Below are 21,336 nucleotides of genomic sequence, written 5' to 3'. Positions count from 1 at the left end.
CTGAGCAGCCCGCCAGGCGCGAGCTGCGAGCACATCCCCCGGGACCGCCAGGCGCGGCCCGATCTCCACGAGCCCGCCGGGCGCGGGCGACACCAGCCCTTGGAGGGCACATGCGGAAGAGGACACTGCCCCGACTCGCAGGCGGGTGGGCACACCCGTACCCGACCGGCCCTTTCTCCCCGTTCCTGTACGCGGACGGAGGGGACGGCGACGGCTCCGGATCCGGCGACAGCGGCGGGAACGGTGACAGCGGCCAGGGCGACGGCGGCGGATCCGGTGACGGAGCAGGCTCCGGCAGCGGCGACGGCGGCCAAGGCACGGGCGACGGCGGCACCGGCAAGAGCGGTCAGGGCAAGGACAGCGAGGCTCTCGCGGCCACGGTCAAGCGGCTGGAGAAGGAACTCGCCGAGGCCCGCCGTGACGCCGGGAAGGCCCGCACCGCGGCGAAGCAGCAGGCCGCGGACGACGCGGTCAAGGCGATTACCCAGCAGCTCGGCAAGGCGCTTGGGTTCGTCAAGGACGACGCCCCGCCGGACCCGAAGGCGCTCGCCGAAGCCATCGCGCAGAAGGACAGCGCACTCTCCGAGAAGGAGGCGGCGCTCCGCGCGAAGGACGTCGAACTGTCGGTGTGGGCCCGCGCGGACAAGCTCGGCGCGAAGGCCGGCGCACTCCTCGACTCCCGCAGCTTTCTCAAGGCGATCTCCAGCCTCGACCCCTCCGAGAAGGGCTTCCAGTCCGCCCTCGACCAGGCCATCAAGGACGCGGTCAAGGACAACCCCACCGTGTTCGCAGCCGCCCAGCCCGCCGGGAAGTCCGGCGGCGACCTGTCCGGCGGCACCGGCGAAGGCGCCGCGAAGAAGCGGGCCGCAGGCGGGCTCGCAGGCGCCATCGCTGGCCATTACCAGACCTGAACCTCAGGAGAATTCCCATGCCCGTGACGCTCGCTCAGGCGCAGCTCAACACCCAGGCGGACATCGACTACGCCGTCATCGACAACCTGCGCAGGTACAGCTGGCTGCTGGACCAGATGGTGTTCGACGACACCGTCACCCCCGGCACCGGCGGCTCGACCCTCACCTACGGCTACACGCGCCTGGTGAGCGCCTCGGGCGCGGACTTCCGCGCGGTCAACACCGAGTACAGCCCCACCGAGGCGACCCGCCAGCGGTACACCGTCGACCTCAAGCCGCTCGGCGGCGCGTTCCAGGTCGACCGGATCCTGGCGAAGTTGGGCCCGGCGGCGACCAACGAGATCATGTTCCAGATGCAGCAGAAGCTCACGAGCATCCGCTCGCGCTTCCAGGAGGAACTGATCAACGGCGACACCGCCGTGGACGCGGACGGCTTCGACGGCCTCGACAAGATCCTGGTGGGACAGCCCACCGAGTACGTTCCACCGACGGGCGGCAGCACGTCTGGCTACGCCGACTGGTCCCCGGGCACCATCACCGACCAGCAGAAGGCGATGGCCGCCCTCGACCACCTCGACGCGTTCCTGTCGCGGATCGTTCCCTCGCAGACCGGCGGCGGCGACCAGGGCACCGCGGGCGCTCTGCCCCCGGGCGTGAAGGCCATCCTGGGCAACACCGTGAGCATCACCCGCGTGCGCGCGCTCGCCCGCTGGGCGGGCCTGTACACGGCCACGAAGGACGACCTCGGCCGGCAGATCGAGTCGTACGGCCCGTGGACCCTCGTCGACCTCGGCGACAACCACACCGGCACCGCCCCGATCATCCCGATCGAGACCCGCGACCCCGACGGCGCCGGAGCGGGCGGCAACATCACCGGCCTGACCGACCTGTACGCCGTCAGCTTCGGTCTGGACGCCTTCCACGGCGCGAGCGTGGCCGGGCAGCCGCTGGTGCAGACGTTCATGCCCGACTTCACCCAGCCCGGCGCCGTCAAAAGGGGCGAGGTCGAGATGGGGCCCGTCGCCGCGGTGCTCCGCAACACGAAGGCGTGCGGCGTGCTCCGCAACGTCAAGGTCAGCTGAGGAGGAGCACCATGACGACGTACCAGATCACCGCCCCCGAGCCGCAGTTCTCCGGCGAGGTCGCCGGTGTGAACTTCAGCAGGGGCAAGGCCACCGTGGACGGCGACCACCCGGAGGCAGCCGCGGCGCTGGCGTACTTCCGCCGGCGCGGCTACGGCGTGGACGGCGGGGCGCCGGAGCAGCTGGCCGCGCCGCACGAGCCCGTCGACCCGCGTGGCCTCGCCACGGTGGAGGGCGGCTCGCTGCGCGACGGTGCGGTCGAACCGCGCGCCACCGACTCCGGTCTCCCGACGAATGCCGGGGTGGCGAACCCGCACGGCCGTCAGGTCGTGTCCCCGGAGGCGCCGACCCCGCCCGGGCAGGAGCTGGCGACGGAGGCCGCCGCCATCGAGGACGAGAAGTCGGCCGGGCGTCCGGTCCGCACGGCGTCCAAGGCGGAGTGGGTGGCCTACGCCGACCGCCAGGAGCCGGGGACCGACCACAGCTCCATGACCAAGGAGCAGCTCGTCGAGCGGTACGGGGGCGGTAGCTGATGGCGCTCTCCAGCACGCTCGCCGTCTCGGCCTTCACCGAGCTGTCCGGCGCGTCCGGGCTCGGTACGGCGCGTATCCCGGCGGGCCTGTCCCGGGCGGTGACGCTCGGCTCCGGCACCGGCGCGGGCAAGGCCGACCGCGTGTTCCAGGCGCGGCGGACGATCGCCGCCTCGGGCACCGACGACCTCGACCTCGCCGGGGTCCTCACCGACGCGCTCGGGCAGACGATCACCTTCGCCAGGATCAAGGGGCTGTTCGTCGCTGCGTCGGCTGCGAACAACAACAACGTGGTCGTCGGCAACGCGGCCAGCAACGCCTGGTCCACGCTGCTCAACGCGACGGGCACGGTGACGCTGAGGCCGGGCGCGGTCCTCGCCGCGGTCGCCGGGGCGGCGGACGCCACGACGTACGGCGTGACCGCGTCGACCGGTGACATCCTCCGCCTCGCCAACAGCGGCGGCGGCAGCACCGTTAGCTACGACATCTGCATCGTCGGCACGTCCGCGTAGCCCGCGCTCCAGGAGAGGAGGACGGCATATGGCAGCCACCGGCTACACGTCGTCGACCGGCGACCCCGGCAAGATCAACAAGGCTGGCGACACCATGACCGGCGAACTGCAACTGCCGGACTCCTCCCCGGACACCCCACTCAGCGCCGCGTCCAGGGGCTACGTCGATGAGCAGGTAGACGACTACCTGCCGACCAGCGGCGGCACGGTCACGGGCAACCTGGCAGTGCAGGGGCGTCTCACGGCTGGCGGCTGGGCGCTGCCGCTGCTGGGCCCCTCACTCCGGCTGCCCGCCTGGCGGACGAGCAGCTACAGCCAGCTCTTCCAGCCGGGGCATGGGTGGACGGCGTCCGGCGTGTCGTCGTCCAACTTGAACGACACGTCGACGTTCGTACGCGGCACCCAGTGCGCGACGATCACCAGCAACGGCGCGGGCGGCAACGGCAATCTCTCCCGGCTGGGGCAGCCGTCGTTCGACCTCACCGGCAAGGCGATCCGTCTCGTCCTGAAGATCGACGACATCAGGAACGTGGCGTCAGTGAACTTCTTCGTCGGCTCGTCCTCGCTGGCGAACTACTTCAAGTGGCGGCTGTGGAACACCACCTCGTCAACGTCCATGATCCAGTCCGGGGAGTGGGTCACGGTCACCGCGCAGTGGGCCGACGTCAACGCCGCCTTGGGCAGCTACTCCATCTCCGCCAACGGTGTCCCGTCCGTGACGAGCGGCTTCACGGACATGATGTTCCAGATCATCGACACCGCAGGCGGCACCGTCACCGCGCACCTGCAATCGGTGGAGATCATCCCGGACACCACGACGACCTTCCCCAACGGGGTCGTCAGCATCACGTTCGATGATTCGTGGTACAGCGTCCACCAGTACGCGCGCCCGGCCATGGATCAGTACGGGTACCGCGGGACCACCTACAGCATCGCCGAGTCCATCGGCCAGACCGGGCGGGTCAGTCTGGCCGACCTGCGCGCCGTGCAGGATCTCTCGGGCTGGGAGGTGGCCGGCCACAGCTTCACGGCCGCCGCGCACACTGCCCGCTACCCGACGCTCACGGCGCAGCAGGTCGACGATGAGCTGCGCAACCTCAAGTCGTGGCTGGTCACCAATCAGTTCACCTCGGACGCCTTCGCCTACCCCGGCGGCCAGTTCGGCCGGACCACGGATGGCGTCCCGGTCGACCAGCTGGTCGGCAGGTACTTCGCCACCGGCCGGAGCATCAACTACCTCAATTCCACCGAGATGTTCCCGGCCGCCATGCCCAAGCGGATGCGGGCCCTGTCGTCGATCAGCTCCGCGATCAGCGTGAACGACCCCGCGAACGTGAGCAAGCTGACCGGCCCGGGCGGCGCCCTGGACCGCTGCCAGCTCAACGGGAGCTGGCTGATCCTCACCTTCCACCAGATCGTCACCGGCACCCCCGCCGACCCCACCCAGTGCTCGCAGAGCGACTTCCAGGCGGTCATGGCCGCGATCGCAGCGCGCGGTATCCCCGTCCTGCCCGTCGGCGACGTCATCCGCAACTACCTGTAGAAGGGGGCGCTGGCCATGCTCCAGGACATCGACCTCGCCTACGACCGCAGCGGCGCCCTGGCCACCAGCAGGACCCTGAAGGCGCCCGCCGTCGTCGCGGGCGGCGTGCCGCTCACCGCTCCGTCCCAGCCGCAGCCCGCCGACCACGGACTCATCGCCTGGTCCGCAGACCCGAGCCTCGCCGGATCCACGTCCGCCGCGGTCTCCGGCACGCTGTACCTCGCCGCCGTCTGGATCCGCTCGGCCGCCATGATCAGCCGCCTGTGGTGGGTGCACACCACCGCCGGGTCCGGCATCGTGGCGGGGCAGTGCTGGGCTGGCCTGTACGACAGCGCCGGCGCCCGGCTCGCCTCGGTGGGCGTCGACAGTGAGGCAGCAGCCAACGGCCCCCGCTCTCCGGCCGTGGCTCCCCTCGCGGTCGCCGCGGGCCGCTACTGGGTGGCCTTGCTGTTCAACGCGACGACCCCGCCGATCCTGGCCCGCACCGCCGGCGCCTCGGCGACCGCGAACAACCTCAACCTGACCGCCGCGTCGCTCAGGTACGCCGTCAACGGCACCGGGCTGACCGCCCTGCCCGCTACCATCAACCCGGCCGCCAACACGTCCACCGGCGCGCTGTCTCTCGCGGTGGCGGTGAGCTGATGCCGACCGTCATCGCCGGACGCCCCATCACCTTGCTGTCCCAGTGGTACAGCTTCAACGGCGGCCCGCTCACCGACCTCGACTCCACCCCGTCGATCGCCATCACGTCGATCGCCACCGGAACCGTTGTGCTCGCACCGACCACGACCGGAGTCACACACCCCGGCACCGGCTCGTACGGCTACACCTGGACCCCCCTCAGCACCCTCACGCCGGGCGACTACCTCGTCCAGTGGTCCGGGCTGAAGGCCGGGACGCCGGTCACCGCGACCGAGACCGTCACCGTCGAGGCGCCGCTGGCCGGCCGCGTGTACGCCACCACCGCCCAGCTCGCCGACTACCTCGACCCCGAGGACCCGCCCGCGGACGCGGCCAGGCTTCTACGGCGCGCGTCGAAGCTGCTGGACTCCGACTTCCTGAAGGCCGCCGTGTACGACGTGGACTCCGCAGGGATGCCCACCGACCCGGAGGTCGCCGCGGCCTTCGCCGAGGCGGTCTGCGCGCAGACGGAGTTCTGGATGGAGGTCGGCGTGGAGAACGACATCTCCGGCCCCCTCCAGGGCGTCAGCATCGGCAGCGTGCAGCTCCAGTACGGCGCGGGCGACAACCGGAGCGGCCCGTCGTACTACGCGCCCGGGCTGATGAGGGCATTGGAGTCTCTGCCCGCTACCAAGTTCCGCCTGATCGCCTGGTCAGGCTTCTGATGCCCGCCATCCCGCGCCGCTTCCTGGTGCACACCATCACGGTCGAGGAATACCTCGGCGACACCAGCAAGGGCCCCAAGTACGGGCCCGCGCGCACGGTGCGCTGCCTGGTCGACGAGAAGACGCGCGCTGTACGGTCGCCCGCCGGCGAGCAGGTCACGTCGACCTCCACCGCGTACGCGGGCCCGGAGGAGCAGGACGTGCCGCCGCTGTCCCGCGTGACGCTGCCGTCGGGCCGGGTCACGAAGGTGATCCTGACCGCGCGGCGGGACGGCCGCGGGCTCGGTACCCCCAACCACGTAGAGATCCAACTGGAGTAGCGGGAGGGTGACGTGCCGCAGAACTTCCGGCTGCGCTTCGACGGGGCCCCGGCAGCGCGCGAGCTGCGGGCCGCCGCCGCCCGCGGGCTCTACCTCGGCGCCGAGCACGTCCTCGGCGTCAGCAACGACCGCGTACCCCTCGACGAGGCGGCGCTCCAGCGGTCCGGGACCGCGAGCGTGGACCCGCCGTCGCTGACCGGGATGGTGTCGTACGACACGCCGTACGCGGTCGTTCAGCATGAGCGTCTGGACTACCGGCACGCGCCCGGGCGCGAGGCCAAGTACCTGGAGAACGCGCTCAACGAGTCGCGCCAGGTGGTCGCCGCGCTCATCGCCGCCGAGCTGAGGCGGGCGATGCAGTGAGCTACACGAGCAGTCTCCTCGACGGCATCGGCGGTCTCCTCCAGGAGGCCGCCGTTGGCGTCTACAGCCCGGACGCGGTGATCGGACCAGGCTCAACCGGCATCTTCCGCGGTGTCGTTCCCGAGGAGCCGGACCGGGCGATCGGCCTCACCGCCTACCCGGTCGAGGACACAGACCTCACCGACGCGATCACCGCCGTGCAGTTCCGAATGCGCGCGGGCCGCGACCCGGACGCGATCGACGACCTCGCCGACGCCGTGTTCGACGCCTTCCACAACCGCCAGCACTACGTGTGCGGCGGCATCCACGTGGCCCTGTCGTGGCGGCAGTCGCAGGCGTGGATCGGTCAGGACGCCCACGGGCGGATGGAGCTGACCAGCAACTACTACTTCCGGACGACCAGGTCCGGGGCTTACCTGATCGACTAGGAGGACCGCAATGGCCACACCCACCCCGGTGACCGCACTCGCCCGACGGTGGCGGCTGGAGGTCGACATGTCGGCCGCTAAGGACGGCTCGGACTGGCAGATGGTGCCGGGCATCACCGAGTTCAACCCGTCCGCCGAGCCGAACATCGAAGACTCCAGCTCCTACGACTCCGACGGCTGGGCCGAGAACACCAAGACGGGCCAAGCCTGGGAGCTCGGCGTCACGATCAACCGAAAGATCAACGACCAGGTCAAGGTCTACCACCCCACGCACGAAGCCTTCCGCCTCGCCTCCCTCGCCTTCGGCAGCGCGAGCGAGGTCCACGTCCGCTACTTCGACCGCAACGGGTTGCCGGAGGCGTACGAGGGCACCGCGCTCGTCACCTGGGCGCCGTCCGGCGGCGAGTACACCGCGCTGGACCAGGTCGAGATGACCCTCACCGGCACCGGCCCGCTCCTGCCGATCACGAACCCGGTCGCCTGATGGCGGGCGGCGGCACCACGTTCGAGGCGCTCGACGCGTTCCTCGACGACTACCTCGACCTCCCCGTGAAGGGACGCGACGGGCAGATCCGCGTTTACCGCATCGAGGAGCCGTCCGCCGAGGACGGAATCCGGATCGAGCGGATCACCTCGCTCGCGGCCCGGCTCGCGGCGGGTGGGAAGGCCCCAGAGAGCCCCGTCCTCGACGACGAGGAAGAGCTGGACCTGTACCGGATGTGCCTCGGCGATGCCTACGACGAGCTTCGCAAGGAACTGAAGTGGGGCGCCTTCAAGCACGTCGCGCTCACGGCCATGTTCTGGGTGACCACCGACAAGGAGACCGCCGAGCAGTTCTGGAAGACGGGCCAGCAGCCGGGAAAAGCGCCGAACAGGGCGAGCCGTCGGCAGGCGTCGCGCGGCTCCTCGGCGTCGGCTGCGGCGAGTACGACCCCGTCACCGGCCTCTACGAGTGGTACGAGGGCGGCATCCCAGCGCCGAAGCAGGGGCGGTCGGGGGCGCCGGAGCTGACCTGGCCGGCGCTGCTGGAGCAGTGGCCGCTCATCGAAGCTGATCTCCATTCCGAGTACGGCATCGACGTCGGCTCCGGCATCCTCCGTCAGCGCACGTGGCGCTGGCTCCAGGTCCGCATCCTCGGTCTGCTCAGCGCGGAGACCCGACTGCACCGGCACTTCGCACCACCTCCTGAGGACCCCAAGCACACCCCCCGCCGAAGGAGGTAGCTGTGGCGCTGACCGTCGGCGAGCTGAACGCCATCCTCAGCGTGGACGACCGCGCCGTGGACCCCGCCCTGCGCCGCGCCGAGAACGCCATCCGCGACGCCGGACGGCAGATGGGCGACGACGCCGAACGCGCCGGAGAGCAGGCGGGCGAGGAACTCGGCGACGGCCTTGTCCGCGGCGCGGACGGACGACTGCGCGACGCCCGCGGCCGGTTCGCCGCAGCGGGCCGCGCCGCAGGCGACGCGGCTGGCGAAGGCCTCACCGAAGGCACGGAAGAAGGAGCCGACCAGGCCGTCGACCAGGCCGCGGGGCGCATGGACCGGCTGAAGATGGCCGCCGCCGGCGCCGGACTGGCCGCAGGCGCCGCGCTCATGGCCGGTTTCCAAGAGGCGATGAACCAAGCACACATCACGGCGGTCATGGGCGCTCAGCTCGGCGCCACCCCTGGGGAGGCCCAGCGGTACGGGCAGCTCGCGGGCGAGCTGTTCAAGGACGCGATCGTCGCCGACTTCCAGGAGGCAGCCGACACGATCAAGGCCGTCATGAACGCAGGCCTGGCCCCTCCGAACGCGACGAACGCACAGCTGAAGTCCATCTCCACGAACGTCGCGGACCTAGCCACGGTCCTCGGCATGGACGTTGGCGAGGCCGCCAACGCGGCCGGGATCATGGTCCGCAACGGCCTCGCGAAGAACGCCGCCGAGGCGATCGACATGCTCATCCAGGCGTCCAACCAGGGCGCCAACCGCTTCGGCGACCTCGGCGAGACCATCACTCAGTCCGCCGACAACCTGTCGCACTTCGGGCTGACCGGCCAGCAGGCCCTGGGCGTCATGATCCAGGGCCTGGACGCTGGCGCCCCGTCCGCCGAGGTGTTCGCGGGCGCACTGGAGGAGATGGCCGCCAACGCCGGTGACGGAGCCGAGCTGTTCGACCAGCTGGGCTTCAACGGCAAGCAGATGGCCAAGGACCTGGCGGGCGGCGGACCCGAGGCGGCGACAGCGCTCGACAAGCTGATGGACAAGCTCCGCGGCATGAAGGATCCCACCGAGCGCAGCGCGGCGATGGTCGAGCTGTTCGGTGAGGAGGCCGTCGCAATGCAGGACGCGCTTCTGGCCGTCGACCCGTCCGAGGCGACAGGCAAGCTCGGCTCGTTCGGAGGCGCCGCGGACAAGGCCGGCGACACGCTCCGCGACAACGCCGCGCACAAGCTGACCGAGTTCAAGAACTCGCTTCAGCAGAACCTGGTGGAGTTCCTGGGCGGCACCGTGATCCCCAAGCTGTCCGGGTTCTTCACCTTCGCCAAGAACAACGCGCCGCTGCTACTGGGCCTGGCCACCGCCGTCACCGCGCTGGGGGTCGCGTTCGCCACCGCGGCGATCGGCGTGTGGGCGATGAACAGCGCGATGCTCGCCAACCCCATGTTCTGGATCATCGCGGGCATCGTGATGGCGCTCGCCGGTCTGGTGCTGCTGGTGGTCACCTACTGGGACGAGATCAAGAGTGCTACCGGCGCCGCCTGGGACTGGGTCGTCGACAAGATCTCGGCTGCCAAGGACGGTGTGCTCGCGGCCGTGGAGTGGCTCGGGCAGATCCCGGGCTGGGTGGCGGGCTGGTTCGGGGACGCCAAGGACTGGGCGGTCCGTAAGTTCACCGAGCTGACCACGTGGCTGCAAGGGCTCCCCGGGCGGGCAGCGAACGCAATCTCGGGGCTCGGTACGGCCGTGACCTCGTTGGCGAGTAACGCCTGGCAGTCGTTCCGGGACGCCTCGGTGAAGAAGGCCTTGGCGTTCATCACCTGGGTGAAGGGCCTGCCGGGGCGGATCGCGTCCGGGATCGGCTCGCTGGGCAACCTGCTCGTGACCAAGGGGCAGGACGTAGTCCGAGGCCTGTGGCGCGGCATCCAGTCGATGGGCAGCTGGCTACGCAGCACCTTGATCGGCTGGGCAAAGTCGATGATCCCGGGCCCGATCGCCAAGGCGTTGGGCATCGCGAGCCCTTCCAAGGTCACGGCCAAACAGGGCAAATGGATCGCGAAGGGCCTGGTGGTCGGCCTGACCGGGTCGGCGAAGCAGGTGAGGGCCGCATCCGCGAAGCTGGCGAGCATCGTCCGCGACAGCCTCAACCCGGGGAAGAAGCGCTCCAAGGCCCTCGGCCGGATCTCCTCCGGCACGAAGCAGCTGATGGCGCTCGCCACCCGCGAGGCACGGCTCGCCGACCGGCTGAAGACGGCGACCAAGCGCCTCGCGGACCAGATCAAGGCGCGCGACAAGCTCGCCGCGGACGTGAAGAAGGGCGTGCTCGAGTCAGCGGACATCACCCAGCAGGAGACCGGGGGTTGGCCGCAGACCGCCGAGACAATCCTCGCCGGGCTGAAGCAGGACCGGGCGGCGGCCGAGCAGTTCGCCAAGAACCTGGAGACGCTCAGCGCGAAGGGCGTCAGCAAGGACCTGATTGCGCAGATCGCCGCCGCCGGGGTCGAGCAGGGCTCGTCGGCTGCGGCAGCCCTGGCGAACGCCAACTCCGACCAGATCAAGGCCATCAACAAGGAACAGGGCGCGCTCGTCGGCGCGGCGGGCAAGGCCGGTGACGCGGCCGGGAACGCCATGTACGGGGCGGGCATCCGGGCCGGGCAGGGTCTGGTGCGCGGGCTGAAGATGCAGCAGAAGGTCATCGAGAAGCAGATGCTTCACATCGCCAAGGGCATGTCGAAGGCGATCAAAAAGGCCTTGGGGATCAAGTCGCCGAGCCGGGTCATGGCGCAGGTCGGCGCGTACACGGCGGAGGGCCTGCGGCAGGGCATCGAGGGTGGCCGTCGGGCCGTCAACCGGAGCATGGCCAGTCTCGTGGAGACGCCGGCGCCGGGCTCGTGGGACATGGCGAGCGGGCGCGCCCGCGCAGCCGCGTCCCAGCGCGTTGTGCTGGAGCTGCGCTCGTCCGGCCGGGCTGAGGACGACTACCTGATGGGCCGGGTGCGCCGCGGCATCCGCAAGGTCGGCGGCCCCGACGCGACGTTCGCACTCACCGGGAGGAGGACCCGCTGATGCCGATCCCTGACGAACCACTCGGCACCACCGTCGAGCTCCAGATCGGGAACGCGCTGACCGACGTCACCGAGCACACACTGACGCGCGACATCATCACCCACACCCGTGGGCAGTCAGCGGAGGGGCAGGCCGTCGACCCGGCGTCCTGCTCCCTCACCCTTAAGAGCCCGAACGGCCTGTACAGCCCGCGCAACCCGCGTTCGCCGTACTACAAGAAGATCGGCCTGAACACGCCGCTGACGGTGTCGGTGCACGTGGGGCTCCCCGGGCTGGATGTCGCGGGCGCTGTGGGCGACTACGCGATCACCCCGGACGCGGCACCCCTCGACGTGACGGGCGACATCGACGTCCGCGTGGAGGCCACGCTGCTCAACTGGACGGTCGTGCAGCCCGGAAGCATCACGGAGACCGTGCAGCTGATCGCGAAGCTGAACCTCGCAGGCGGCACCAAGTCCTGGGTACTGGGCACACGCAGCGGCCGCATGTACTTCGAGTGGTCTCCGGACGGTACGACCGTGCTGTCGGCGTCCTCCACGATCGACCTGCCGGTAACGCCGTCCGGCCATCAGGCCGTACGCGCCACCCTCGACGTGAACAACGGCGCAGGTGGCCGCACAATCCGGTTCTACACGGCGCCGACCCTGGCCGGGCCGTGGACGCAGTTGGGCAGTGACGTGGTGCAGGCGGGCACCACCGCGATCTTCAACAGCACGACGCCGCTGAAGATCGGCGATGCCACCGATGTGGCGTTCACCCGGCCGATTGGCCGCTTCCATAGGGCGCAGGTCCGCAATGGCATCGATGGCGTCGTCGTGGCCGGCCCCGACTTCACCACGCAGACGATCGGCGTCACCTCCTTCACCGACAGCGCGGGCCGCTCGTGGACCCTGAACGGCGGCGCCAAGATCAGCAACAAGCGCATCCGGTTCGCCGGAGAATTCAGCGACTGGCCAGCCGAATGGTCCGGGCGGGGCGACCTCATCACCGTCGAAGGCAGCGGCGCCGGCGTCCTGGAGCGGATGAACCAGGGCGCCAAAACGTTGGCCTCCACCCTGCGCCGGCGCATCCCCTCGTACCGGCCAGTCGCCTACTGGCCGATGGAGGAAGGTTCCGACGCCACCAGCGTCTACAGCCCGGTCCCCGGAGTTCAGCCGTTCACGCCGACAGCGTTTGAGTTTGCCGCCGACGACACTCTGCCCGGCTCGTCCCCGCTGCCGGTCGTACAGGTCGGCGGATCGTTCGTGGCGCCAGTGCCTCCCGCTCCAGCGGGCACGTGGCAGGTCGAGCTGGTCTACAACCTCGACGCGATGCCCGCAGCGCAGACCACGCTCTTCGAGGTGCGGACCACGGGAACGGCGCGCCGCGTGCGCGTGCGCGTGGCGACCAACCAGGTGTGGATCGAAGGGCTCGACGCCGAGGACGCCGTTATCGCCTCGGACACGACGCTCGCCCCGCAGTTCACGGGCGCCTGGAACCGCCTCCAGATCCGTGCCATTCAGTCCGGCGGCAACGTGCAGTACTCCGCTCGCTGGATCATCATCGGAGGCACCGGTTTCGCGGCGCTCGCGACGATCGCGGGAGCGCCGGGCTACGTCATCGACGTCCGCTCCTCGTTCGGCACCGGACTGGACGGGATGCGGTTCGGCCACCTGGCCGTCTTCAACTCGCAGTCCGACGTACCGTTCAACGCTGCGGACCAGGCCTTCAACGGCGAGACCGCCGGCGCCCGGATGGTACGGCTGTGCCAGGAGGAGGGCGTGCCGTTCCGGCTGGCCGGGTCCGCGTCGGAGACCATGCCGATGGGCCCCCAGCGTCCCGGCACCCTGCTCGAGCTGCTCCAGGAGTGCGCCGACGCAGACGGCGGAGTGTTCGGCGAGGAGCGGGACCGGATCGGGCTGCGTTACCGGGCGCGCACCACTCTCTACAACCAGACGCCTGCGCTCACGTTGCAGTACGGGGCACCCGGCATCGCCCGGCCCATGCGGCCAGTCGACGACACGTCTACCGTGCGGAACGACATCATCATCAACCGGGTGGCGGGCGGCTCCGCCCGCGCCGTACTGGAAGAGGGGCGGCTTTCTGTGCAGGCGCCGCCCAACGGTGTGGGCGTGTACGACGAGGCGGTCGACCTGAACCTGTACGCCGACAGCCTGACCGAACCCGTCGCGTACTGGCGGCTGCACCTGGGAACGTGGGACGAGGCCCGCTACCCGCTGCTGACGATCAAGCTGCACAAGGCGCCGCAGCTGATCGAGACGGTCCTCGGTATCACCGAGGGGGACCTGATCCGGATCACCGATCTGCCGGAGTGGCTGCCGCCCGGCCCGGTCGATCTCATCGTGCAGGGCTACACCGAACGCATCGGTACCAGGACGTGGGAGATCGACTTCGTGTGCGCTCCGGGCAGCCCGTGGCGCGTCGGGGTGGTCGACGACCCCGTGCTGGGGCGGGTAGACACCGACGGCAGTCAGCTCGCCGCTGCTGCCACCGCTACCGCCACGACCCTGTTGGTGACGGCCACCGTCGGCCCGGTGTGGGTGACGAGCGCTCAGTACCCGGCGGAGTTCCCGTTCGACATTCAGGTCGGCGGCGAGCGCATGCGGGTCACCGGCATCACGGGCAGCAGCTCGCCGCAGACGTTCACCGTCGTCCGCAGCCTCAACGGCGTCGTCAAGGCCCAGACCGCCGGCACGGATGTCCGGCTCGCCGATCCCACCATCATCGCCTTGTAGGAGGTGCTGTGCCGTACGAGCCGTGGCAGCCGGGACTGCGCATCACCGCGAACCGGCTGTTGTCGATCTCGCCGACGTGGTCGGACTGGACGCCGGTGTGGACTACCAGCACGGGCAACAACACACCCAGCTTCGGGAACGCGGTCATCACCGCAAGGTGGGCCCAGTCCGCGACGACCGTGTTCTACGCCTTGAACGTGCAGTTCGGGACGACCACCAACTTCGGTGCGGCCCCGGGCGGCGGCGACAACTGGCGGATCAGTCTGCCGGTGACCGCCAGCGCAACGTCGCTGATCGCCGGGTGGGGCGAGATCACCGACTCCAGCGTCGGCTCTGGCTCCCGCATGGCTGTCCGCGTCCGGCTGTCGACCACCACGGTGATGGAGTACGAGATGGCCAGCAGCCGCATCGACGGCGCGGCGATCAGCGGCCTGGGCATCATCGACTCGGTCTCCCCGTGGACGTGGGCGTCCGGCGACACCCTTCGCGTGTGGGGGCAGTACGAGGCCGCGGCCTGACCAAGGAGACCAGTCATGAACTACCCGTACGTCGCGGTCCTCGCCTACGACGTGACGGACGTCGAGCAACGCGCCTCCGTCGAGCTGCGCTTCGTCAGCGGCTCCCTCCCCGGCGTCACCGAGCAGGACGTCGTGGACGCCGTGACGGCCGTCTTCGCGCAGATGCCCAACGTGACCGTGGCCGCAACGCGGTACGAGGTCACGTCCTCGCCCGTTTGACCCTGCTCCGCCTCAGCCCCGTGCCGTCTGGCCGGGGCTTTCTTCATGCTCAGGAGACCCCCGTGATGCCGACCATCGGACGCACCGTCCACTACACCGTCAGCCAGCACGACGCCGACGAGATCAACCGCCGCCGCAAGGACTTCCACGAAAGCCGCAGCGCCGACGACCGCACCGGGTTCGTCGGTCACGTCGGCAACTGGGTGGCCGAAGGAGACGTCTTCCCGGCGGTGATCGTGCGGGTCTGGCAGGAATCCCAGGTCACGGTCAACGCCCAGGTGTTCCTGGACGGCAACGACGTGTACTGGGCCACCTCCCGCGCCGAGGGCACCGAACCCGGTACCTGGGCCTGGCCGGAGCGTGTGTGATGGCCTGGTACAAGGAAGCGGCCCGGCTGGAACTCCAGCCCGAGGCTCGCGAACAGCCCACCATCAGACCCACCCAGCTGATCTTCCACTCCATCGTGGCACCGTGGGACGAGCACCGCCTGTATGCCTACTGGAAGAACAGCACGTCGCTGGAGTCCCACTTCGGGGTCGACTTCGACGGATCGCTCGGCCAGTACCTCCCCACCACCACCCGCGCCGACGCCAACTACAAGGCCAACCGCAGGCCGGACGGCACCGGCGCCATCAGCGTCGAGACCGCCTCCAACACGAGCGCGACCGACCCCTGGACCGACGAGCAGCTGGAAACGCTGACCGACCTCGGCGTCTGGGCGCACCGCACCCACGGCATCCCACTGCGGGCCTGCCGCAGCGCCGCGGACCCTGGCTTCGGCATCCACCGCCTGCACCGGGACTGGTCGCCATCCGGCACCGCCTGCCCCGGCGACAAGCGCGCCGCCCAGTTCACCGCCGAGCTGCTGCCCGCCATCGTCGCCCGGGCCGGAAAGCCAGCGGCACCGCCGGCCCCGCCCGCCCCCGCGAAGCCGCCGACCGTGAGCCTGGCCCATATCCAGGCCGCCCAGCGCCGCGACCCCGGGCTGCCGCAGGGCGGCACGACGTACCGGGCGGAGGGCCTGATCGTCGAGACCGCGCTGTACCGCGAGGGGCTGCTGGCGAAGCGGTGGGTGGACGGCAGCCTCGGCACGCGTACGCGGCCGGCCGTGTCCGAGTGGCAGGAGCGGTGCGGCTACCGCGGCCGACGGCCCGGCGAGCCCGCCGACGGCATCTTCGGCCGGGACTCGCTGACCCGCCTCGGCAACCGGCACGGGTTCCGGGTGGTGACGTGATCGTCAATCTCACGCCCCACCCCGTCCGCATCTACACGGAGGACCGGCCCGACGGCCTCGACGACCTGGAGCCCGGCCTCCGCTACGTCATCGAGCCCGAGGACCGCCCCGCCCGGCTCGGCGTCGTGCCGCTGTCCCGCGAGCACCGCGACGGCATCCCCGTCGAGCTGGTCCAGTACGGGCACGCCCAGGGCCTGCCTCGGCGAGCGGAAGGCGTCTCGTACATCGTTTCGCTGCCCGTCGCGCTCGCGCTCGCCCCACGCCGATCCGACCTGCTCGTCCCCTACCACGAGGTCCGCAACAGCAGCGGAACCGTCATCGGCTGCCGCCAACTGGCCCAGCCCGTCTAGGAATCGAGACCACCATGAGAATCTTCGGACGCGAGCCCGCGCTGTGGCTGAACAGCCTGAGCGCCGCCCTCGGCTTGCTGGTCACCTTCAACGTCGGCCTCACCGAGGAACAGGCCGGCTGGACTGTCGCCGGCGTCTCCGCGATCCTCGGAGCGATCGCCGCCGCCCTCACCCGGCCGATCGCCGTGCAGGCGTTCACAACGCTCATCGCCACCCTGGCCTCAGCAGTCGCCGCCTTCGGGTACGAGGTACAGCCCACCACCACCGCAGCCGTCAACGGCGCCGTCCTCTCCATCCTGATGTTCATCACACGAGGCCAGGTCTCCCCGGCCTCCCCGACCGCGCCCGCCTCGCAGCACGCCAGGCCGACCGCTCTCTGATCGGAGCAGCACGTGACCGATGAGCCGACCCTCGGCGAGGTCGTCCGGCGCTTCGAGGACCGGTTCGTCGACCTCCGCGACGACATCCAGCAGCTCGGCCGCCGCATGGACGAGAAGGTCGACCAACGGATCTACGACCTGCGGCACGAGGCTCTCGGCGCGCGCGTCGCCACGCTGGAGACGCTGCGGGAGAAGGATGCCGAGCGGCTCGTCACCACCCGGCGATGGCTGATCGGCGCTGTGATCGTGCCGCTGATCGGGATCCTCCTGCCGGTCATCATCCTGCTGAGCCGAGGGGCCTGACCGTGACGCGAACACAGATCCGCGCCGAGGAGCGCCGCTGGAGACGCGGCAACGTGCTCACCGTCGTCGCTGCTGTGGGCCTGGGAGCTGCGATCGCATGGATCGTCCTTAGCGTCCAGGCTCTCAGCCACGACCTGCGCACCGCCAACGAGGCCCGGGACGCGTTGGCCCGGCAGGTGCAGGCGCTGGGCGAGCGGCCCGTAGCCGGGCCTCCGGGCAGCCGCGGCGAACCTGGTCCGTCGGTCACAGGCCCGCCGGGGCCGCCTGGCCCGCAGGGCGAGCCGGGCCCGGTTGGTCCCGCCGGGCCTTCCGGCGCGCCAGGGAAGTCTGGGGCCCGGGGCGGGAGCGGAACTGCCGGTGAGCCGGGCGCTGCGGGCGAGCCGGGGGCGGCTGGCGCCCCGGGTCCTCCGGGGCCTCAGGGCGAACCCGGTCCGGCTGGGCCTGCGGGTCCACCGGGGCCCCAGGGCGAGCAGGGCCCGCAGGGCGAGCGCGGTGCGACCGGGCCGGCGGGACCTTCGTGCCCGGACGGGTACAGTCTCCAGCCGCCCGCGGATGACCCCGACGCGCTGGTGTGCCGCCGTGATGGTGCGCCGCAGCCTGAGGAGCCTGGCAGCTCGTCGCCGCTGGCCGCTCTCGATCCGCAGCGGCGGCAGTACCCATGATCATGCCCCCATCGCCTTCGGGCGGTGGGGGCCCTTTCGCTATGCCCGCTTGCGCGCAATCCACCGGAGCCCCACAGCGCGCGCAATCCTGTGCAATCCACGCGCGCGTCCACGCAGCTACGCGCATTCTGGATCTCCAACCAGCTGACATGGAGGGCCACATGGCGCTGAGGTTCATCGGCACGACCAGCGACGAAGGCGACTGCCCCACCCTGTACGAGATCCCCGAGACCGACGAGATCCTCGTCCAGGGCGACCGCGAGACCGACCCCGAGCACCTCGTCCAGCTGCGCGACGTCAAGCCGACCGAGACGTTCGTGCGCGTCCCCCGCAGCCTCCTCGTCCGCTACGCGCCCCGCACGACCAGCCCGGAACTGCGCCCGTTCAGCGAGATCACCCACCTCTTCCGCGAGTTCCGGCACACCGCCTGGCGGCTGGAGACCCGCCGCGGCTACGCCTCCGACCGTCGGAGCCCCAAGTGGCAGCGCTGGCTGAACGGAGAGGACATCACCGCAGAGGCCAGCGCGTGGCTGGAGAACGTCGCGACGCAGACCGCCGCGGGGAAGCGATTCGAGCGCGTTCGGATCGTCGACGAGCCCGTCACCGAGGGCCAGCGGTTCCTCCTCGCCAGCGCGCCGGGCAACGTAGCGGCGGGCGAGGACATCCGCAACCTCACCCGTACTCGCGCGCAGGAGCTGCGGCTGCCGGACTACGACTTCTGGCTGTTCGACTCCAAGATCCTGGCCCGGTTCGCATTCGACGAGGACGACACCACGCTGGGCGTGTACGTCACCGAGGACCCTGCCGAGGTCCTCGCCGCCTGCCAGGCCCGAGACGCCGCCTGGCACCACGCGGTGCCTACAGCCGAGTTCGCGAAGCAGGTAGCTTCACCCATGTGACCACCGACTTCCAGACCGCCCGAGAGGCCCTCGGTGCGCGCCTGCGTGAGCTGCGCACCGAGGCGGGCCTGGAGGGCAAGGACGTCGCCGCAGCGCTCGGCTGGCAGACATCGAAGGTGTCTCGGCTCCAGAACGGCAGGCAGACGCCCACCCGGGACGATCTCACCGCCTGGGCGCGCGCGGTCGGCCGCCTGGACGCTGAAGCCGAGCTGCACGGCCTCCTCGCCGCTCTGGACATGAAGCAGGCGCACAGGTCGTGGAAGCGGCAGCTGGCCGGCGGCCACCGCGGTCGCCAGGAGATCGCCGTACGGCAGACGGAGGCCACGAAGGAGATCCGTGGCCTGGAGGTGACCCGCGTTCCGGGCTTGTTCCAGACGCCGGAGTACGCGCGCGCGACGTTCGAGTGGAGCGCCGAGTTCCGTGGAGTCAAGCCGACCACCGATGCGGCGGTCGAGGCCCGGATGCGGCGGCAGGAAGCTTTGTACGCCCCGGAGAAGTCGTTCCGGTTCCTGATCTGCGAGGCCGCGCTCTACCACCGGGCATGCCCTGTCGACGTGATGGCCGAGCAACTCGACCGCCTGTACAACCTCGTCGGCCAGCGACGCATCGAGCTGGGCATCATCCCGTTCGGCGCCCAACTTCGGCGCTCAGCCCCGCACGCCTTCTGGATCTACGACCGACGCCTGGTCATCGTGGAGACCATCAGCGAGGAACTGTGGCTCACCGGAGCCGAGGACATCCAGGTCTACGAACGGGCCTGGGAATGGCTGTCCGAGGCGGCCGAGTACGGGGCGCCGGCACGGCGTCTGATCGGCCGCGCCCGGGCGTCTCTGGACCTCGGATAAGCAACCGCCGCAACCGGCGACAGCACATGCGCAATCACGCGCAATCAGCTCGCGTGCGCGCAATCGGCATCCCTACGGTGCTGGTCATGGCCACCACGCCCACCCGATCACTTCGGGACGCGGGTCAGGCATGGCTCCTGTCCTGCACCAACCAGCCCGCACACGTCCAACGTGCGTGGGACACCGAGCAGCTGGCGCCCTTCACCACGGGGAGGCACTGGCGTGCGGCGGAGGCGCCGCTACTGCCGTCGATCCACGCGATGCGCCGCATCGGGTCGGACCGGCTCGGCCCCGTTCTCGCCGACGTGGAGATCGACCGGGCGTGGTGGCTCCTCCCGCCCGGCCTGGGCGACGAGCTGGACGACGTACGCCAGCTGACCGTCCGCCCGGACGGCTGGGTCCTCAAATGCCCGCCCCTGTACGGCCTGGGCGGGAGGACGTGGCTGAAGCGGCCGGACGGCTCCGGCCGGCTGACCGACCCCGTCCTGCTCGGCGCCGCGTTCGGCCCTGGTGGGTACAACCGCCCCTCGGAGGAGACACGATGAAGCCCCAGACGCCGCCCCCTCCATTGGCCCCCGCGCCGGGCTGGCTGGCCGAGGCGCCGGTAGACGTTGTCACGATGCGCGAGGCCGCGTGCCGCCTGCTCGCGGAGGACGCCGAGCTCCCCACCGAAGACGAGCTGGAGACGCTGACGCTCCAGCTGCGCGGCCACCTCATGCTGGTCATCCCCGTCGTCGAGGCACTGGCCGAGCGGCTTCCGGAGGACGACGCGCCGCGCGCGTGCGCGTACTCCGCCGTCGCGCAGGCGCGCACGCGCCTCAGCCATCGGCCCTGGCCGATCCTGCCCCGGCAGGTCCAGCACGCGCAGCGCCTCGCCCGGTCCGTCAACGCCCTGTGCGACCACTACGAGAACCTGAGCAGCGACTGCCCCGCCGTCCTCGACGAGCAGCAGGCCGCGCTCCTCCGATGGTGGAACCACTGCCTCGTCTGCGAGACCTGCATGGCCACGGACGACGCGGGCGTGAACGCGAACCTGCCCTGCCCGGCCGCCAAGGAACTGCATGAGGCCTACCGGGACGCGCGGTCGGCGGGAGCATGGGGATGACCACGAGCGCCATCCGCCCCGTGGAGCTGAGGGACGGCCAGTTCGTGCCCTACATCACGGCCTGGTCCGCCGAGGAGGTCCCGCCCCAGCCGGTGACGGTACAGCGCGGGCGCGGCGGCACGGGACTCGGCTTCCGGGACGAGGTCAGCCACATCGACCGGCAGCACGGCGTCCTCTGGCTGCGCGTGCCCGCTCTGCGCCGGGGGGAGCCCCGGTTCGACACCGTCCACGCGCTGCGCCAGCGCCACGCGATGCGCCGCCTGCTGTGCCAGGTCTGCGGCGGCCCCACGCTCAGCGCGCGGGAGGACGAGCGTGCGCTGTTCCTCGTCGCCGCCCGCGGCGACACCCCCATCCGCGAGGGAGAGCAGACCGCGTCCCCGCCGGTGCACGCGGCCTGCGCCCGCCTGGCGGTGAACTACTGCCCGCCCCTGCGCCGCGGCTGGGCGGCGGCGCTCGTCTCGTCCACGCCGGTGTGGGGCTTCGCGGGCCTGCTGTACGACCCGCTCACGCTCCAGCCGCTGCCAGCGCCGGGCCGGACTGGCTTGCACCGTGTCCCGGACACGGACGAGAGGCGTCTCCGCTGGCTCCTCGCGGCCCGCCTCATCGTGACCCTAGAGAACGTAACGCCGGTCACGGACCTCGATGAGCTGGCCGACCAGGAGGCCGAGGCGGCGTACCGATAGCTCCCGCTACCGGCGACGGCCCGATGGGGCCGGTAGCGGGGCAGGCCACCCACCCCCGAGGGTGGCCGTCGCGGGCCCGCCGCCGCACCTCTCCCCGCGGC

Annotated in this window: 26 protein-coding genes; all 26 read left to right on the top strand. The window is 70.8% G+C overall.

Annotated elements, in window-relative coordinates:
* Window positions 1–110 precede the first annotated feature (110 nt).
* Window positions 111–911, top strand: coding sequence for a hypothetical protein (locus tag ACIG0D_RS01655; protein WP_399795600.1), 801 nt, complete (start codon window positions 111–113; stop codon window positions 909–911).
* A 17-nt stretch (window positions 912–928) separates the two neighbouring features.
* Window positions 929–1,993 carry a major capsid protein gene (locus ACIG0D_RS01650; protein ID WP_399795599.1) on the top strand — a complete coding sequence of 355 codons (1,065 nt, stop codon included), beginning with the start codon at window positions 929–931 and terminating at the stop codon, window positions 1,991–1,993.
* Window positions 1,994–2,004: 11 nt separating this feature from the next.
* The gene (locus ACIG0D_RS01645; protein ID WP_399795598.1) at window positions 2,005–2,526 is read left to right on the top strand and encodes a hypothetical protein; all 522 of its coding nucleotides are present in this window, start codon (window positions 2,005–2,007) and stop codon (window positions 2,524–2,526) included.
* Window positions 2,526–3,035, top strand: coding sequence for a hypothetical protein (locus ACIG0D_RS01640; RefSeq protein WP_399795597.1), 510 nt, complete (start codon window positions 2,526–2,528; stop codon window positions 3,033–3,035). The genes ACIG0D_RS01645 and ACIG0D_RS01640 overlap by 1 nt, the downstream gene beginning before the upstream one ends.
* A gap of 28 nt (window positions 3,036–3,063) precedes the next feature.
* Window positions 3,064–4,578 (top strand): polysaccharide deacetylase family protein, encoded by a 1,515-nt coding sequence (locus ACIG0D_RS01635; protein ID WP_399795596.1) that lies wholly within the window; start codon window positions 3,064–3,066, stop codon window positions 4,576–4,578.
* Window positions 4,579–4,593: 15 nt separating this feature from the next.
* Window positions 4,594–5,220 carry a hypothetical protein gene (locus ACIG0D_RS01630; protein WP_399795595.1) on the top strand — a complete coding sequence of 209 codons (627 nt, stop codon included), beginning with the start codon at window positions 4,594–4,596 and terminating at the stop codon, window positions 5,218–5,220.
* The gene (locus tag ACIG0D_RS01625; protein ID WP_399795594.1) at window positions 5,220–5,924 is read left to right on the top strand and encodes a hypothetical protein; all 705 of its coding nucleotides are present in this window, start codon (window positions 5,220–5,222) and stop codon (window positions 5,922–5,924) included. The genes ACIG0D_RS01630 and ACIG0D_RS01625 overlap by 1 nt, the downstream gene beginning before the upstream one ends.
* Window positions 5,924–6,244, top strand: coding sequence for a hypothetical protein (locus tag ACIG0D_RS01620; protein ID WP_399795593.1), 321 nt, complete (start codon window positions 5,924–5,926; stop codon window positions 6,242–6,244). The genes ACIG0D_RS01625 and ACIG0D_RS01620 overlap by 1 nt, the downstream gene beginning before the upstream one ends.
* 12 nt (window positions 6,245–6,256) lie before the next feature.
* Window positions 6,257–6,607, top strand: a complete 351-nt coding sequence (locus tag ACIG0D_RS01615) for a hypothetical protein (RefSeq protein ID WP_399795592.1) — start codon at window positions 6,257–6,259, stop codon at window positions 6,605–6,607.
* Window positions 6,604–7,035, top strand: a complete 432-nt coding sequence (locus ACIG0D_RS01610) for a minor capsid protein (RefSeq protein WP_399795590.1) — start codon at window positions 6,604–6,606, stop codon at window positions 7,033–7,035. Before ACIG0D_RS01615 ends, ACIG0D_RS01610 begins: the two co-directional genes overlap by 4 nt.
* 10 nt (window positions 7,036–7,045) lie before the next feature.
* A complete protein-coding gene (locus tag ACIG0D_RS01605) occupies window positions 7,046–7,519 on the top strand; it encodes a phage tail tube protein (RefSeq protein ID WP_399795588.1) in 474 nt (157 codons plus the stop codon).
* Window positions 7,519–8,046: a hypothetical protein gene (locus ACIG0D_RS01600; RefSeq protein WP_399795587.1), complete on the top strand. Its 528-nt coding sequence runs from the start codon at window positions 7,519–7,521 to the stop codon at window positions 8,044–8,046. Before ACIG0D_RS01605 ends, ACIG0D_RS01600 begins: the two co-directional genes overlap by 1 nt.
* Window positions 8,047–8,260: 214 nt before the next feature.
* Window positions 8,261–11,302 (top strand): phage tail tape measure protein, encoded by a 3,042-nt coding sequence (locus tag ACIG0D_RS01595; RefSeq protein ID WP_399795586.1) that lies wholly within the window; start codon window positions 8,261–8,263, stop codon window positions 11,300–11,302.
* Window positions 11,303–11,547: 245 nt separating this feature from the next.
* The gene (locus ACIG0D_RS01590) at window positions 11,548–14,037 is read left to right on the top strand and encodes a hypothetical protein (protein ID WP_399795585.1); all 2,490 of its coding nucleotides are present in this window, start codon (window positions 11,548–11,550) and stop codon (window positions 14,035–14,037) included.
* Window positions 14,038–14,045: 8 nt separating this feature from the next.
* Window positions 14,046–14,555, top strand: coding sequence for a hypothetical protein (locus ACIG0D_RS01585; protein ID WP_399795584.1), 510 nt, complete (start codon window positions 14,046–14,048; stop codon window positions 14,553–14,555).
* A gap of 15 nt (window positions 14,556–14,570) precedes the next feature.
* Window positions 14,571–14,774: a hypothetical protein gene (locus tag ACIG0D_RS01580; protein WP_399795583.1), complete on the top strand. Its 204-nt coding sequence runs from the start codon at window positions 14,571–14,573 to the stop codon at window positions 14,772–14,774.
* 65 nt (window positions 14,775–14,839) lie between these two features.
* Window positions 14,840–15,142 (top strand): hypothetical protein, encoded by a 303-nt coding sequence (locus ACIG0D_RS01575; protein WP_399795582.1) that lies wholly within the window; start codon window positions 14,840–14,842, stop codon window positions 15,140–15,142.
* Window positions 15,142–16,008, top strand: coding sequence for an N-acetylmuramoyl-L-alanine amidase (locus ACIG0D_RS01570; protein ID WP_399795581.1), 867 nt, complete (start codon window positions 15,142–15,144; stop codon window positions 16,006–16,008). The genes ACIG0D_RS01575 and ACIG0D_RS01570 overlap by 1 nt, the downstream gene beginning before the upstream one ends.
* A complete protein-coding gene (locus ACIG0D_RS01565; protein WP_399795580.1) occupies window positions 16,005–16,358 on the top strand; it encodes a hypothetical protein in 354 nt (117 codons plus the stop codon). Before ACIG0D_RS01570 ends, ACIG0D_RS01565 begins: the two co-directional genes overlap by 4 nt.
* 14 nt (window positions 16,359–16,372) lie before the next feature.
* Entirely contained in the window at window positions 16,373–16,738 is a 366-nt protein-coding gene (locus tag ACIG0D_RS01560; RefSeq protein ID WP_399795579.1) for a hypothetical protein, read from the top strand.
* A gap of 12 nt (window positions 16,739–16,750) precedes the next feature.
* The gene (locus tag ACIG0D_RS01555; protein ID WP_399795578.1) at window positions 16,751–17,041 is read left to right on the top strand and encodes a hypothetical protein; all 291 of its coding nucleotides are present in this window, start codon (window positions 16,751–16,753) and stop codon (window positions 17,039–17,041) included.
* Between the two features lie 823 nt (window positions 17,042–17,864).
* Window positions 17,865–18,602 carry a DUF6879 family protein gene (locus tag ACIG0D_RS01550; protein ID WP_399795577.1) on the top strand — a complete coding sequence of 246 codons (738 nt, stop codon included), beginning with the start codon at window positions 17,865–17,867 and terminating at the stop codon, window positions 18,600–18,602.
* Window positions 18,599–19,447, top strand: a complete 849-nt coding sequence (locus ACIG0D_RS01545; protein ID WP_399795576.1) for a helix-turn-helix domain-containing protein — start codon at window positions 18,599–18,601, stop codon at window positions 19,445–19,447. The genes ACIG0D_RS01550 and ACIG0D_RS01545 overlap by 4 nt, the downstream gene beginning before the upstream one ends.
* A gap of 86 nt (window positions 19,448–19,533) precedes the next feature.
* A complete protein-coding gene (locus ACIG0D_RS01540; protein ID WP_399795575.1) occupies window positions 19,534–19,992 on the top strand; it encodes a hypothetical protein in 459 nt (152 codons plus the stop codon).
* 74 nt (window positions 19,993–20,066) lie between these two features.
* Entirely contained in the window at window positions 20,067–20,552 is a 486-nt protein-coding gene (locus ACIG0D_RS01535; RefSeq protein ID WP_399795574.1) for a DUF6415 family natural product biosynthesis protein, read from the top strand.
* A complete protein-coding gene (locus tag ACIG0D_RS01530; RefSeq protein ID WP_399795573.1) occupies window positions 20,549–21,235 on the top strand; it encodes a hypothetical protein in 687 nt (228 codons plus the stop codon). Before ACIG0D_RS01535 ends, ACIG0D_RS01530 begins: the two co-directional genes overlap by 4 nt.
* The last annotated feature ends 101 nt before the right edge of the window (window positions 21,236–21,336 follow it).

The organism is Streptomyces sp. NPDC052773, from assembly GCF_044547145.1.
GTDB lineage: Bacteria > Actinomycetota > Actinomycetes > Streptomycetales > Streptomycetaceae > Streptomyces.
The sequence above is the reverse complement of the archived record's forward strand: the minus strand, read 5'-3'. Positions and strand labels throughout refer to the sequence as shown.